Source organism: Nonomuraea sp. NBC_00507, assembly GCF_036013525.1.
In the GTDB taxonomy this organism is placed as follows: domain Bacteria; phylum Actinomycetota; class Actinomycetes; order Streptosporangiales; family Streptosporangiaceae; genus Nonomuraea.
In genome coordinates this window covers 4,090,630-4,105,051 of the sequence record NZ_CP107853.1, presented here as the reverse complement: position 1 = coordinate 4,105,051, position 14,422 = coordinate 4,090,630, and the positions used below count along the sequence as shown (strand labels likewise).

The window sequence follows — 14,422 nt, the reverse complement described above, 5'->3', positions numbered from 1 at the left end:
GCCTTTCGATCGGGGGATGGATGAAGAGCAGACGCAGGCCGTACGCGCAGCAGCGCCCGCAGGACCTCGGCGGCGGGGTGTGGAGCGTGCCGGTGCCGATCCCCGGCAACCCACTCGGTTACACGCTTGTCTACGCCATCGAGTCGCCCAAGGGACCGGTGCTGATCGACGCCGGGTGGAACCATCCGGAGGCGTGGGAGGCGCTCAGCGGCGGCCTGGCGGCGCTCGGGATCGACGTGCGCGCGGTGAGCGGGGTGGTCGTCACCCATTTCCATCCCGACCACGCCGGGCTCGCCGGACAGGTCAGGGAGGTGTCCGGCGCCTGGATCGCCCTGCACGAGAGCGACGCGGCACTGGTCAGGCTCATGCACGAGCTGGCCGCGAGCGAGCACGCGAGCTTCCAGTCCGACATGCTCAGGCGGGCGGGCGCCGACCCGGGCGAGATCCAGGAGGCGGTGAGCCGGCCGACGCCCCCTGCCCTGCCCGACCGCGAGCTCCGTGACGGTGACCTGGTCGACCTGCCGGGGCGCAAGCTACGGGCCGTGCACACCCCTGGCCACACCCCCGGGCACATCTGCCTGCACCTGGAGGACGCCGACCGGCTGTTCACCGGTGACCACGTCCTCCCCGACATCACCCCCCACGTCGGCATTTATCCCTATGACCGTGATGATGTCGATCCTTTGGGTGATTTCCTGGAGTCCTTGGACCGGGTCGGCGAGCTGGGCCCGCTCGACGCATTGCCCGCCCATGAGTGGATATTTCAGGATGTGGCCGCACGCGCGGCCGAGATCCGCCACCATCACGAGGAGAAGCTCGCACGGCTGCGCGCCCTCCTGGTCCAGCGGCCGGAGCCGCTGACCATTTGGGAGGTCGCCGCGATGATGACGTGGAACAGACCGTGGGGCGAGTTGTCCCCCATGCTGCGAGGCATGGCGGCCGGCGAGGCCGCGGCCCACCTGCGCACCCTGGAGGCCAGGGGCGGAGTACGGCGGATCCCGCGGAGCTCGGGGGTCGATGGGGTCGATCCAGTCCGTTTCCAGGCTCTAGACTCATAGACATCCGATGTCTAGGGAGAAGAGTGTGGCGGTCACCGACGCAGCCATCGACAAGATCAAGCAGATGATCGTCTCCGGGGAGCTGGCCCCGGGCGACCGGCTGCCGAAGGAGGCCGACCTGGCCGAGCGGCTCGGCCTTTCGCGTAATTCGCTGCGCGAGGCCGTGCGCGCGCTGTCCCTGATCAACGTGCTGGACGTGCGCCAGGGCGACGGCACCTACGTCACCAGCCTGGAGCCGCGGCTGCTCCTCGACACCATGTCGTTCGTGCTCGACCTGCACCGCGACGACACGGTGCTGCAGTTCTTCGAGGTCCGCCGCATCCTGGAGCCGGCCGCGACGGCGATGGCGACCAAGCTGATGAGCGAGGAGGAGATCGACGAGCTGCGGGTGATCCTGGAGGCGCTGCCCGCCGAGCCCACGATCGAGGAGCTCGTGGCCAACGACCTGCGTTTCCACCAGCGGATCGCGCTGGGATCCGGTAACAGCGTGCTTTGCTCGTTCATCGAGAGCCTGTCAGGTCCGACCACTCGGGCCAGGATCTGGCGGGGGCTCACCCAGGAGGGCGCGATGGACAAGACGCGTGAGCAGCACACCGCGATCTACGAGGCCATCGCGGCCCGCCAGGCCGACGTCGCCCGCTCCTGGGCGACCGTGCACGTGGCAGGCGTGGAGTCGTGGCTGCGCAAGGCGCTGGAGCTGGATTGATCATCGCGTTCCCCTCGTGGTGAGGGAGAGTGTCGGCGGGTAGAACCCAGGGCGTGGCGGACAAACTTGAGCGATACCGGAGCAAGCGCGACCCCACCCGCACCCCTGAGCCCATCCCCGCCGAGGCCCCGCCCACCGGGGACGACAACGCGTTCGTCATCCAGGAGCACCACGCCCGGTCGCTGCACTGGGATCTGCGGCTGGAACGCGACGGCGTCCTCGTCTCCTGGGCCGTCCCGAAAGGGCTGCCCGCCGACCCGAAGACCAACCATCTCGCCGTGCAGACCGAGGACCACCCGATGGAATACCTCACCTTCCACGGCGAGATCCCCAAAGGCGAGTACGGCGGCGGCACCATGACCGTCTGGGACACCGGCACCTACGAGACTGAGAAGTGGTCGGACCGCGAGGTCAAGGTCGTCCTGCACGGCAAGCGGGCCTCCGGCCGGTTCGTGCTGTTCCAGACGCGGGGCAAGAACTGGATGATCCACCGCATGGACGGCCCCATCCGCGACCCCTTCCCGCCGCTGGAGCCCATGCTCCCGACCGAGCGGGCGAAACCGCCAAAGAACGCCTCCGCCTACGCGTTCGAGTTCGCGTGGGGCGGGCGCCGCCTCCTGGTCCCCATCGAAGGCGGCCGCACGGACGCGGCCCGCGAGCATCCGTGGCTGCGAGGGCTGGCGGAGTCGTTCGGCAGCCACACGGCGGTGCTGGACGGCGAGCTCGCCACGCTCGGCGGCGCGGAGATCCTGGTCTTCTACGACCTCCTGTACGACGACGGGCGTTCCTTGGTCGCGGAGCCGTATGAGGCCCGGAGAGCGGCCCTGGAGGCCCTCGGGTTGTCGAGCGCCCACTGGCAGACCGCGCCGTCCTGGCCCGGGGAGGCGGGGCCGGTGCGGCAGGCGGCTCGCGAGCAGGGGTTGCCGGGGGTGGTGGCGAAACGCCTGGACTCACCGTACGAGCCGGGCCCGTCCAAGTCCTGGCTGTTCATCCCTTCATAGCGCGACAGATTCATCATGGCTGGTACGGCCATGTCAGCACGATCATTGCGACCATGTCACCATCAGTCTTGCGACGATTTCACCACGATCATGGCGACTATCTGACCACGGACTTCAAGGGTCTGCGATACCTCGCCGATCGACTCGGCGATGACTTCATCGCAGGGTTGTCCTCCACACTGGCCCGCAATCGCTTCCCTTCGGCGACCGGATGTCGGCCATGCCCGTGAGCGCGATATGGGAGGTCGGATAGGGGATACTCGTCCGGTGCTCATTGCCGAAATCTCGCCCGCCGGCGAGCCACTCGGAGGCGAGTTGCTCGCCCTGCAGAAGGCCGCATACGCCGTCGAGGCCGCAATCATCAAGGATGATCGCATCCCACCGCTGCACGAGAGCCTGGCCGACCTGCGGGCGCAGCCGTTGCGGTGGCTCGGAGCCGTGGACGAGGACGGGCGGCTGGCCGGGGCCGTGGCGTGGGAGGAGACCGATGACGAGGTGGACGTCAACCGGTTGATCGTGCATCCCAGCGCGCTGCGGCGCGGCATCGGGCGGGCATTGGTCAAGGAGGTCCTGGTACGGGCAGGGGTGCGGCGGGTCGTGGTGTCCACCGGGCGGGACAACGCGCCCGCGCGAAGGTTGTACGAGGGGCTCGGGTTCGTACTGGCCGGAGAGGTCGAGGTGATCCCCGGCCTATGGATCGCCAACTACGCCCTCGTCCCGACCTGAACCCGCAACCCAACAACCGCTCAACCCACGCAAGCCGCCAACGCCCGGGCCCATGGGACCCACCAGCGTGCCCGCACATGCCTGCAGAAAGGCACCTCCTGCAGACACGCGAAGGCACCCCCTCGCACGTGCGCAGGCGACCCACCGTGCACAGGCCCACGTCGTGCGCGGGCCCACGTCGTGCGCGGGCCCAAGCGTGCACAGGCGGCCCACGCGTGCACGAGCCCCCACACCTGCGCGGCTGCCACGCGTGCTCGGGCCGCCCGCTGCATCCGCCTCGGACCCCCTAAGGGCTGTCTGACGCCAGTACGGCCATCAAGTAATGGCCATGCCGTCAGCGAAGACCCTGAAGGGTGCCACCCTGGCAATGCAGTCCCACCTCACCTCGGCCGCCTACCTGAGGCGTTAGCGTTCTTTGATCACGCCGCAGGCGATGCGGCCGCCGGAGTCCCCCGTCTTGAGGGTCTCGTCATCGGGGCCGGCCTTGCCATTCGTCTGGCGGTAGCGGTCCGGGATATTGGCCTGGTTGTCCCGTCCGGCGTGGATGATGATGGCGCTGCCGTCGCCGTCGAAAAGCTGCTCAACTCGGAATCGGTCGGTGGCAGTGGTCGCGCTGCCTGCGCCGTCCGCGCTCACGAGGAGGGCGGGCAGGTCGCCGGAGTGGTCCGGGTGGCTCCCGGAGCCGAGGTCGAAGTGACCGCCCGCGCTGAAGAACGGGCTGCCGGTGGAGGGGTCGGTCGATCTGGGATCGCAGACTCCCTTGGTGTGAACGTGAAAGCCGTGATACCCGGCGGGGAGGCCGCTGACGGCAACGGTGATTTTGGACGTGCCGGAATCCCCGCTGTCCACACGCAGTGAGCCGACACTCTTGCCATCGACATCCTTGATGACAGCCTCGGCCGCCGGTTGCGCCAGCTTTACCTCCGCTGTCCCGGCGACCGCGAGACCTGCCGTTCCCGTGCCCAGCATGACGGCTAGAGCCAAATGCATCTTTCCAGGCATGACGCCCCCGTACCTGGTTGCCCTGCTTTGTGTTCCAGCGAGAATCCACCCGCGTACCCATTTTCACGCCAGGCACACCCGCGGGCGTTATCGGTCGCTCCAACAACGCACCAGGACCGAGCATCCAACCCCAATGCAAACGCCTGAGCAGGCCTAGCGCTCCTGGGACAGAAGCCCCTTCGACTCCAGCTCCTCCCACAGCTCCTCAGGCACCGGCCGGGACCACAGGGCGGCGTTCGCGGTGACCTCGTCCGGCGTGCGGGCACCCAGGACGATGGTCGCGACGGCCGGGTGGCGGAGAGGGAAGGCCATGGCGGCCTGGGGCAGCGAGACGCCGTGGCGTTCGCAGACCCCGGCGATCCTGGTGGCCCGCTCCACCAGCGCCGCCGGCGCCGGCTGGTAGTTGTACGTGCCCGCCGGCCTGTCCGTGGCCAGGATGCCGCTGTTGAAGACGCCGGCCGCCAGCACCCTGACACCGCGTTTCACGCACTCCTCCAGCAACGGGAGGCCGGACTGGTCGAGCAACGTGTAGCGGCCGGCGAGCATGACGACGTCGATGTCGGTCTCCTGGACGAAGCGCAGTGGCGCCTGCCACTGGTTCATGCCGACGCCGATCGCCTGCACCCCACCGTCGGCCCGCAACTCGGCCAGTGCCGGGTACGCCTCGGCGATCGCCTGGTCCAGGTGATCGTCCGGGTCGTGGATCAGCGCGACGTGGACGGCGGGCAGGCCCAGCCGTTCCAGGGACTCCTCCAGCGACCGGCGTACGCCGTCGCGTGAGAAGTCCCACACCCGCTCCAGCTGGGCCGGCACGTCGAAGCCTTCTTGGTCACGACCGGGGCCGGAAGAAGGGACGAGCAGGCGGCCGACCTTGGTCGACAGGACGTAGTCCGAGCGGCCGGCCAGCGCGGTGCCCAGACGCCGCTCTGACAGGCCCAGCCCGTAGTGCGGCGCGGTGTCGAACAAGCGCACGCCGCTGTCCCATGCCGCGTCCACCGTGGCGCGGGCCTGCTCGTCCGTCACCTCCTGGAAGAGGTTGCCGAGCGGCGCGCCGCCGAGCCCGTATCTGGGCAGCTCGATCGTCAATCTTGTGCCTTTCCACCCGCGATTCGGCTGATCATCAGTGCGATCAGGATGATGCCGCCGTAGATCACCGGCTGCCAGAACCCGGAGACGCCGATGAGCGTCAGGATGTTCTGCACCAGGCCGATCACCAGCACACCGGTGAGCGCGCCGAGGATCGTGCCCTTGCCGCCGTCCATGCTCACGCCGCCGATGACCGCCGCGGCGAACACCATGAAGATCCAGCCGACGCCCATGTTGTTGCCGATCGCGCCGAGGCGCCCGGTCTCCAGCACGCCGGCGAGCGCGGCCAGCGTCCCGCCGACGATGAACACGCCGTACAGCACCCGGTCCACGCGGATGCCGGCGGCGCGGGCGGCGTCGATGTTGCCGCCGATGGCGTACAGCGAGCGGCCGATCCGGAAGTAGCCGAGGCCGAAGATCCCGGCCACGAACAGCAGCCCGGCGATCCAGATGGCCGCGGGCAGTCCGAGCCACGTGGCGCCGCCCAGGTAGATGATCGAGTCGGGGAGCTCGAACAGCGTCTTGCCCTCGGTCGGCCCCAGCAGGAGCCCGTGCACGATGATCAGCATGGCCAGCGTGACGATGAACGCCGACAGCTGGAACCTGATGATCAGAAACCCGTTGAAGGCGCCGATGGCCGCGCCGATCAGCAGCGCGAGCGGAATCGCCAGCGCGCCGGGCAGCCCGATGCCGAACCCCCCGGCCGACACCGGGATCACCAGCATCACCGCGATCGCGGGCGCGGTGCCGACTGTCGACTCCAGCGACAGGTCGAACTTGCCGGCGATCAGGATCATGGCCTCGGCCAGGACGAGGAGCGAGATCGCCGACTGCTGCTGCAGCACGTTCGTCAGGTTGCCCGCGGTCAGGAAGGTCGGGTCCAGGATCGCGCCGACGACGAGCAGGATCGCGATCACTGGTACGAGCGTCAGGTCACGGAACCTGGCCAGGCGTACCCGGGGAATCGGTGCGGTCAAAGTGGTCAATCTTCTATGCCTTCCATCACGGCCACGAGCTCGTGGTCGGTCCACCCACGCGGCACGTCCTTCACGACCTTGCCGTGGAACATCACCAGCACGCGATCGCAGATCCGCAGGTCGTCGAGCTCATCGGAGACCACAACCGCCCCCGCGCCCCTCTCGACCGCGTCCTCGACGGCGCCGAGCAGGGCCTGTTTGGCCTTGACGTCGACGCCGGCGGTCGGGTTGATCACGACCAGCACCGTCGGGTCATCCACGAGCGCCCTCGCGAACACCACTTTCTGCGCGTTCCCCCCGGACAGGTCGCCGACGGGTTGATCGGGGCCTTCGGTCTTGATGTCCAGGGTCCCGATCATCTGCTCGGCCTTGGCGCGGCGGCGCATCGGCGAGACGATGCCGTAGCGGCCCAGCTTGCGGGCGATCGGGAACGTGGCGTTCTCCCCCACGGACAGGAGCGGGATGAAGCCCTCGTGGTGCCGATCCTCGGGCACGAATCCGAGCCCGGCCTTCATGGCCGCCGGCACATCGCCCGGCTTGACCCGGGCGCCGTTGACCGTGACCGTGCCCGCGTCGGCCTTGCGCAGCCCGACCAGGGTCTCGGCCAGGCCGACCTTGCCGCTGCTCGCGGAGCCGGCGAGGCCGACGACCTCGCCGGATTTAACCGAAATATCAATATCTGCGTAGCGGCCGGCCAGCGACAGGCCCTCGCCCGACAGCACCACCCGGTCGCCGGGGGTGCGGGAGCGGGACGCGTACGCGGCCGTGACCTCCCCCGTCATCGCGGCGACCAGCTCGTCGTGCGGCAGGTCGGCGACCGGCCTGGTCACGATGTGCCGGGCGTCACGGAAGACCGTGACGCTCTGGCAGATCTCGTACACCTCGTCGAGGTGGTGCGAGATGTACATCATCGTGACGCCCTGCTCGCGCAGCGAGCGCATGCGCGCGAACAACCGCTCGATGGCCGGCCCGTCCAGCCGGGCGGTGGGCTCGTCGAGGATGATGAACCTCGCGCCGAACGACAGCGCGCGAGCGATCTCCACGAGCTGGCGCTGCTCCACGCTCAGGTCCCCGGCCAGCGCCTGCGCGTCCACGTCCACCTCATACGTTTCCAGCAGCTCGCGCGCCCTGGCTCGCAGCGCGCGCCAGGCGATCGGGCCGGGGCGGTCCGTCTGGCGGTTGAGGAAGAGGTTTTCCGCGACCGTCAGCGCCGGGATGATCGTGGACTTCTGGTAGACGCAGGCGACACGCTGCCGCCAGGCGTCGCGGTCCGCGAGGGCGGGCGCCGCCTGTCCGGAGAACAGCACCTCGCCCTCGTCAGCCTGCTGGAGCCCGGTGAGGATCGACACCAGGGTGGACTTGCCCGCGCCGTTGCGACCGACCAGCGCATGGGTCTCGCCCTCGGCGATGGCGATCTTCGCGCCGTTGAGCGCCACGGTGGGGCCGAAGCGCTTGACGACGTTTCGGGCTTCAACGTGAATGTTCATCACTTGACCTGGTTACCCCAGAGGCTCTTGTCGTCCACGTTGTCCTTCGTGACAAGCGGCGCGGGGAGCTGGTCCTCTAGGCCGTTCGGAAGCTGGATGATCGTGCTGTCGTGGTCCGTCGGGCCCGCCTTGAACGTCTTGCCCTCCAGCGCGGCCTTGGCGTAGAAGAGCGCGTACTGGGCGTAGAGGTCGGCCGGCTGCGACACCGTGGCGTCGATCTCGCCCTTCCTGATCGCCTCGTACTCCTGCGGGATCCCGTCGTTGGAGACCACGAAGATGTGCTTGGAGTCGGCCGGCGGGACGAGCAGCCCCTTCTGCTTGAGCGTCTGCAGCGTCGGCGCCAGGTGGACGCCGCCGGCGTGCATATAGATGCCCTTGATGTCGGGGTTCTGCTCCAGGCGGGTCTGGAGCATGGACGCGGCCTTGCTGCCCTCCCACTCGGTCGGCTCGCTGAACACCGTGATCCCGGGGAACTTGGTCTTCATGCACTCCAGGAACGCCTCGGACCGGTCACGGCCGTTGATCGAGCTGAGCGCGCCCTGGAGCTGGACGACCTTGCCCTTGCCGCCGAGCTTGTCGCCGAGGAACTCGCAGGCCTTGGTCCCGTACGCGCGGTTGTCGGCGCGTACGACCATGAAGACCTTGCCCTTGTCCGGCCGGGTGTCGACGGTCACGACGGGGATCTTCTTGTTCTCGAGCTGTTGCAGCGTGTTGGCGATGGCGCCGGTGTCCTGCGGGGCCATGACGATCGCCTTGGCGCCCTGGCCGGTCAACGCCTGCACGTTGTTGACCAGCTTGGCCACGTCGTTCTGCGAGTTCGTGGCGGGCATGAGGTCCACCTTGAGCTCGCCCGCCTTCTGGGGGACGTATTTGATGTAGGAGTTCCAGAAGTCAGAGTCGGCCCGGGGGTGGTCGATGCCGACCTTGCCGCCGCCGCTTCCTGCTGCCGTCGTGGACGTCCCTGAGCCGCAAGCGGTGACGACCGCTACTAGGGCCGCACCTGCGATCACCCGTCCGAACTTCATGGGGGGGTACCTTCCTTAATCGATTGGCCGGAGCCGGAGCCCCTGCATGCCGCCGTCGACCGCGAGCGCGGTCCCGGTGGTCGCACCGGCCTCGGGGCTGGCCAGGTAGACGATGGCCGCGGCGACCTCTTCCGCGGTGACCAGGCGGCCCATCGGCTGCCTGGCGTTGAGTGCCGCCCGCTCCGCCTCCGGATCGGGGGCCGAGCCGAGCAGTCTGCTGACCCACGGGGTGTCCGCGGTCCCGGGATTGACGCAGTTGACCCGGATGCCCTCGCGGAGGTGGTCCGCGGCCATCGCCAGCGTCAGCGACAACACCGCGCCCTTCGTCGCGCTGTAGAGGGCCCGCTGAGGCAGGCCCGCCGTCGCGGCGATCGAGCAGGTGTTGACGATGGCGGCATGGGGGGACTTCCTGAGGTACGGCAGCGCCGCCCGCGCCACCCGGACCATGCCGAGCACGTTGACGTCGAACACCCGATGCCACTCACTGTCCGAGTTGTCCTCGATGGTGCCCTGCGCGCCGATGCCGGCGTTGTTGACGAGCACGTCGACGCCGCCGAGCCGGTCGGCGGCGTCGGCCACCGCGGCGCGCACCGCGGCGTCGTCGGTGACGTCCACCTTGATCCCGATGAACGGCTCGCCCGGCGGAGTGAGGTCCAGGCAGGCCACCTTCATGCCGCGCTCGGCGAACAAGGCGGCAGCCGCCAGTCCGATCCCGGACCCGCCGCCGGTCACGATCGCTTTCAGCGTCACACGTCCCTCCAGACCTCGCCGCCGGGGAAGGTGTGCGCGGCGATCGACTCGGGGTGCATCTCCGCGCTGAAGCCCGGCGCGGCCGGGGCGACGTAGCGGCCGTCACGGATCACGACCGGGTCGACGAAGTGCTCGTGCAGGTGGTCGACGTATTCGATCACGCGGCCTTCCATGGTCCCGGTGATCGCCACGTAGTCGAACATCGACAGGTGCTGCACCAGCTCGCACAGCCCGACGCCGCCCGCGTGCGGGCACACCGGGATCCCGAACTTGGCCGCGAGCAGCAGGATCGCCAGGTTCTCGTTGACCCCCCCGACGCGGGCGGAGTCGATCTGCAGGTAGGAGATCGCCTTGGCCTGCAGCAGTTGCTTGAACACAATGCGGTTCTGCACGTGCTCGCCGGTCGCCACCGGGATGGGCTCGATGCCCTTGGCGATGGCGGCGTGCCCGAGCACGTCGTCGGGGCTGGTCGGCTCCTCGACCCAGTGGGGGTTGAACTCACGCAACGCGTTGATCCACGCGATGCCCGAGCCGACGTCCCAGCGCTGGTTGGCGTCGATCGCGATCGGGAAATCGGGGCCGCACACCTCCCTGGCCACCCGGAAACGGCGCCGGTCGTCGTCGAGGTCCGCGCCGACCTTGAGCTTGATCTGCCCGAACCCCTGCTCCAGGGCCTCCTTGCAGAGCCGCCGCAACTTCTCGTCGTCGTACCCGAGCCACCCCGGCGAGGTCGTGTAAGCGGGGTAACCAACCTCGATGAGCTGATTTATCCGCTCTTCCTTACCGTCTTCCGCATTTCTCAGGATTTGGAGGGCTTCGTCCGGAGTCAGCGCGTCGCTCAGGTAGCGGAAGTCGATGAGATCGACGATCTCCTCAGGGGACATCTCGGACAGCAGTCGCCACAACGGCTTGCCCGCCCGTTTGGCCTTGAGATCCCACAGGGCGTTGACCACGGCGGAGATCGCCATGTGCATGACGCCCTTCTCCGGCCCCAGCCAGCGCAGTTGCGAGTCGTTGACCATGTCCTTGTACAGGGTGCCGAGATCCTCGACGTCCCTGCCCAGCACGTACGGCTCGAGCGCGCTGATGGCGGTCGTCTGAATGTCGTTCCCACGCCCGATGGTGAACGCGAACCCGTGCCCCTCGAACCCGTCATCGGTCTTGACCACGACATAAGCTGCGGAGTAGTCGGGGTCCGGATTCATCGCATCCGACCCGTCCAGCTGCCGCGACGTCGGGAACCGCACATCGTGCGTCTCCATCCCGACGATCTTGTATGTCGCCCCTGCTCCGGTCATGCCTGCCCCACCGTCTGCCGCTGCCGCCCCAGCCCCTCGATCTCCAGCTCCATCACGTCGCCGGCCTTCAGGTACGGCTGCCCAGGCATCCCCATGGCCACACCGGCCGGCGTGCCCGTATTGATGACGTCGCCCGGCTCCAGCACCATGAACTGGCTGAGGTAACGCACGATCTCCGCCACATCGAAGATCATGTTCTTGGTGTCGCCGTCCTGGCGGCGCTCGCCGTTGACCCAGAGCCGCAGCGACAGGCTCTGCGGGTCGCCGACCTCGTCGGCCGTCACCAGCCACGGGCCGAGGGGGTTGAACGTCTCGCACGACTTGCCTTTGTCCCACTGCCCGCCGCGCTCGAGCTGGAATTCGCGCTCGGACACGTCGTTGGCGACCGCATAGCCGGCGATCACACCCAGCGCTTCCTCTTTGCTGCTCAGATAACGGGCCTTCTGGCCGATGATCACGGCCAGCTCGACCTCCCAGTCGGTCTTCACGCTCCCCCGCGGCACGAGCACCTCGTCGTACGGGCCGATCACGGTGTTGGGAGCCTTCATGAACACGACCGGCTCCGCCGGCGCCTCCAAGCCTGATTCCGCGGCGTGGTCGCTGTAGTTCAGGCCGATGCAGACGATCTTGCCCGGTCGCGCGATCGGCGCGCCGACGCGCAGCCCCTCGACGTCGATGACCGGCAGGTCACCGCGCTCGAGCGCCTCGCGGACGCGTGCCACTCCCCCGGAGGCGAGAAAGGCGCCATCGATCTCAGGCTCTCCTATGTCGCGCAGGTTGCCGGCGTCATCCAGCACGGCCGGCCGCTCCTGTCCGACAGGTCCTACTCGCAGCAGCTTCACACCGCATCCTTCATCATATACATCGGATGTCTCGTCTCCAGATGCTCGTGTGAGCTACCGGTATGTGTCAAGGGTGAGAAGAGGGAAACATCCGATCCGTGACCTGGAGATTCTTCGCAAAGAGCTAAGCCCGATCTGTGAACCGGGTTTACCGTCCGGAGAACCGCGTCCACGCTGCCGAAATGTCCACGGGAAGAGACATCGGAGGTCGAGCAAGGCCACAGGTGAGCCTCGCAGCGCGGCGACGGCACGAGGCGAAACAGCGAGGCCACCATTCACTCTCCTTGACGGCCGTACAGGACCGTAATAGAACACGTTTCAGTACGGGTGTAACCAAGCGTTTGATCAAGAGGGTGACCCAGGTGCATATCGACCTCGTCGACAGGGACCGCTACGCGACCGCTGGACCACCGCATGACCAGTTCGCCTGGCTGCGCGCGAACTCTCCCGTCCACTGGCATGAAGGCGAGCCCGGTTTCTGGGCCGTCACCCGCTACGAGGACGTCGTCCACGTCTCACGCCACTCCGACCTGTTTTCCTCGCACCGCAAGCTCGCCCTGATCGAGGAGCTGACGGAGGAGCAGATCGCCCTCCAGCGGCTCATGATGCTCAATCAGGACCCACCGGAGCACACCAGACGCCGCTCCCTGGTCAACCGGGGCTTCACCCCCCGGACCATAGGAGCCCTCGAACAACACATCCGCGACATCTGCGACGACCTCCTCGACAAGTGCACGGGCGAGATCGACTTCGTCACCGAAATCGCGGCACCCCTGCCCCTCTACGTGATCTGCGAGTTGCTCGGCGCGCCCGTATCCGACCGCGACAAGGTGTTCGCCTGGTCCAACCGGATGATCGGCGCGCAGGACCCCGACTACGCCGCCAACCCCCAGGAGGGCTCCGCCGCCGCCATGGAGGTCTACGCCTGGGCCAACCAGCTGGCGGCACAGCGCAGGGCCAACCCCAAGAACGACATCGTCACCAAACTCCTGCAGCCGGACGAGAACGGCGAAACTCTCGACGAGCACGAATTCGACCTCTTCATCCTCCTCCTGGTGGTCGCCGGCAACGAGACCACCCGCAACGCCGCCTCGGGCGGCATGCTCACCCTCTTCGAGCACCCGGACCAGTGGGACCGCCTCGTCGCCGACCCCACGCTGACCAAGACGGCCGCCGACGAGATCGTCCGCTGGATCTCTCCCGTCAACCTGTTCCGCCGCACCTCCACGAAGGATCAGGAGCTGGGCGGGCAGCAGATCAAGGCCGAGGACAAGGTGGTGGTCTTCTACGCCGCCGCTAACCGCGACACCGCCGTCTTCCCCGACGCCGAGGTCTTCGACATCGGCCGCGACCCGAACCCGCACATAGGCTTCGGCGGCGGCGGCGCCCACTTCTGCCTGGGTAACCACCTCGCCAAGCTGGAACTCCGCGTCCTGTTCGAACAACTGGCCCGCCGCCGCCCCCGCCTGCGCCAAACAGGCCCGGCCCGCCGCCTGCGCTCGAACTTCATCAACGGCATCAAGGAGCTACCCGTCACCATCGGCTAACCGACCAACCCATCACGCCGACTGACCGACCAACCCCGTCACCACCGGCTGACCAACCAACCCGTCACCACCGAGCGACCGACCTGAAGCGGGACTGGCGGCGGGCTGCGCGGATGCCGCGGAGGATGCGGGTGGTGCCTTCCGGGCCCGGTTGCCAGCCGCGCTCGATCAGGGCGTCGGCCACGTGGTGGAGGAGGTCGGCGATCTGGCCGGGAATGATGTCTCTCCGGACGGCGATCACCCGCCAGCCGCGCCGGCGTAGCTCCTCGCGGCGGTCGGCGTCGTGTTGCTGGTCGGGAGTCGAGGTGTGGTGTTCCTGGCCGTCGTATTCGACGGCGACCTTGAAGTCCTCCCAGCCCAGGTCGAGGTAGACGTGCCTGTCATCGTCCAAGTCGACTCTGATTTGGGTGGTGGGCCTGAGAAGGCCGCCCTCCACGAGAATGACGCGGAGCCAGCTCTCCCTGGGGGAGGCGGCTCCGGGGTCGGCCAAGCTCAGGGTGTCGCGCAGGCGCCAGGAGTTGAACGGGCGGTGCCACAGCGCTCCGAGGTCGACTCCCTTCCTGGCGAACTGGTCGAGGATCGCCACACCCTCCATGCGGGGCAACCAGCGGGCGCAGTCGAGGGCGGTGCGTTCCATGGTCGTGATGCGGACGCCCTTGTGCTCGGTGATGTCCTCATCGGGCAAGGGCGCGATGCAGGTGACGCAGTCGGGGACCGCCAGGTGGCTGGGGGCGGTCAACTCGATCGGCCAGTCGTCCGGGGGTGCCGGCAAGATGTTCAGGCCCCAGATCCAGGCGGCCGTCTGACGACAGACGACGGCCTGCGGGACCGCGCGGGTTATCCGCCTGGCACGGTCGATCAAGGGGGCTGTCGGGCGAGGGCGTGGGTTCACGGCGAGAAGGATGCCGGGGCGGAGC

14 protein-coding genes are annotated in these 14,422 nt (G+C 68.1%); 5 read left to right on the top strand and 9 right to left on the bottom strand.

Annotated elements, in window-relative coordinates; all coding sequences use genetic code 11:
- The first annotated feature begins 20 nt into the window (after nucleotides 1-20).
- From OHA25_RS20465 to OHA25_RS20450, 4 genes are all read left to right on the top strand, one after another.
- A complete protein-coding gene (locus tag OHA25_RS20465; protein WP_327589125.1) occupies nucleotides 21-1,058 on the top strand; it encodes an MBL fold metallo-hydrolase in 1,038 nt (345 codons plus the stop codon).
- A gap of 25 nt (nucleotides 1,059-1,083) precedes the next feature.
- Complete coding sequence (locus OHA25_RS20460) at nucleotides 1,084-1,764, top strand: FadR/GntR family transcriptional regulator (RefSeq protein WP_327589124.1); 681 nt, start codon at nucleotides 1,084-1,086, stop codon at nucleotides 1,762-1,764.
- Nucleotides 1,765-1,817: 53 nt separating this feature from the next.
- Nucleotides 1,818-2,765: a DNA polymerase ligase N-terminal domain-containing protein gene (locus OHA25_RS20455; protein WP_327589123.1), complete on the top strand. Its 948-nt coding sequence runs from the start codon at nucleotides 1,818-1,820 to the stop codon at nucleotides 2,763-2,765.
- 267 nt (nucleotides 2,766-3,032) lie between these two features.
- Nucleotides 3,033-3,491: a GNAT family N-acetyltransferase gene (locus OHA25_RS20450; RefSeq protein WP_327589122.1), complete on the top strand. Its 459-nt coding sequence runs from the start codon at nucleotides 3,033-3,035 to the stop codon at nucleotides 3,489-3,491.
- Between the two features lie 405 nt (nucleotides 3,492-3,896).
- Here OHA25_RS20450 and OHA25_RS20445 read toward each other — a convergent pair whose 3' ends face one another.
- The 8 genes from OHA25_RS20445 to OHA25_RS20410 all read right to left on the bottom strand — a co-directional run bounded on the left by OHA25_RS20445 (nucleotide 3,897) and on the right by OHA25_RS20410 (nucleotide 11,958).
- Nucleotides 3,897-4,493, bottom strand: a complete 597-nt coding sequence (locus OHA25_RS20445; RefSeq protein ID WP_327589121.1) for a superoxide dismutase family protein — start codon at nucleotides 4,491-4,493, stop codon at nucleotides 3,897-3,899.
- Nucleotides 4,494-4,646: 153 nt separating this feature from the next.
- Nucleotides 4,647-5,579: an aldo/keto reductase gene (locus OHA25_RS20440; protein ID WP_327589120.1), complete on the bottom strand. Its 933-nt coding sequence runs from the start codon at nucleotides 5,577-5,579 to the stop codon at nucleotides 4,647-4,649.
- Nucleotides 5,576-6,556 (bottom strand): ABC transporter permease, encoded by a 981-nt coding sequence (locus tag OHA25_RS20435; protein WP_327589119.1) that lies wholly within the window; start codon nucleotides 6,554-6,556, stop codon nucleotides 5,576-5,578. The genes OHA25_RS20440 and OHA25_RS20435 overlap by 4 nt, the downstream gene beginning before the upstream one ends.
- Nucleotides 6,557-6,561: 5 nt before the next feature.
- Nucleotides 6,562-8,043, bottom strand: a complete 1,482-nt coding sequence (locus OHA25_RS20430; RefSeq protein ID WP_327589118.1) for a sugar ABC transporter ATP-binding protein — start codon at nucleotides 8,041-8,043, stop codon at nucleotides 6,562-6,564.
- On the bottom strand, nucleotides 8,043-9,068 hold the full coding sequence (locus tag OHA25_RS20425; protein ID WP_327589117.1) for a sugar ABC transporter substrate-binding protein: 1,026 nt from the start codon (nucleotides 9,066-9,068) through the stop codon (nucleotides 8,043-8,045). Before OHA25_RS20425 ends, OHA25_RS20430 begins: the two co-directional genes overlap by 1 nt.
- Nucleotides 9,069-9,083: 15 nt before the next feature.
- Entirely contained in the window at nucleotides 9,084-9,818 is a 735-nt protein-coding gene (locus OHA25_RS20420; protein ID WP_327589116.1) for an SDR family NAD(P)-dependent oxidoreductase, read from the bottom strand.
- Nucleotides 9,815-11,080: an enolase C-terminal domain-like protein gene (locus OHA25_RS20415; protein WP_327589115.1), complete on the bottom strand. Its 1,266-nt coding sequence runs from the start codon at nucleotides 11,078-11,080 to the stop codon at nucleotides 9,815-9,817. Before OHA25_RS20415 ends, OHA25_RS20420 begins: the two co-directional genes overlap by 4 nt.
- Before the next feature lie 32 nt (nucleotides 11,081-11,112).
- Nucleotides 11,113-11,958, bottom strand: a complete 846-nt coding sequence (locus OHA25_RS20410; RefSeq protein WP_327589114.1) for a fumarylacetoacetate hydrolase family protein — start codon at nucleotides 11,956-11,958, stop codon at nucleotides 11,113-11,115.
- Between the two features lie 353 nt (nucleotides 11,959-12,311).
- Between OHA25_RS20410 and OHA25_RS20405 the strand changes: the two genes are divergently transcribed.
- The gene (locus OHA25_RS20405) at nucleotides 12,312-13,505 is read left to right on the top strand and encodes a cytochrome P450 (RefSeq protein WP_327589113.1); all 1,194 of its coding nucleotides are present in this window, start codon (nucleotides 12,312-12,314) and stop codon (nucleotides 13,503-13,505) included.
- A 64-nt stretch (nucleotides 13,506-13,569) separates the two neighbouring features.
- Here the strand turns inward: OHA25_RS20405 and OHA25_RS20400 are convergent, their stop codons facing one another.
- Nucleotides 13,570-14,397, bottom strand: a complete 828-nt coding sequence (locus OHA25_RS20400; protein WP_327589112.1) for a DUF559 domain-containing protein — start codon at nucleotides 14,395-14,397, stop codon at nucleotides 13,570-13,572.
- Between the last annotated feature and the right edge of the window lie 25 nt (nucleotides 14,398-14,422).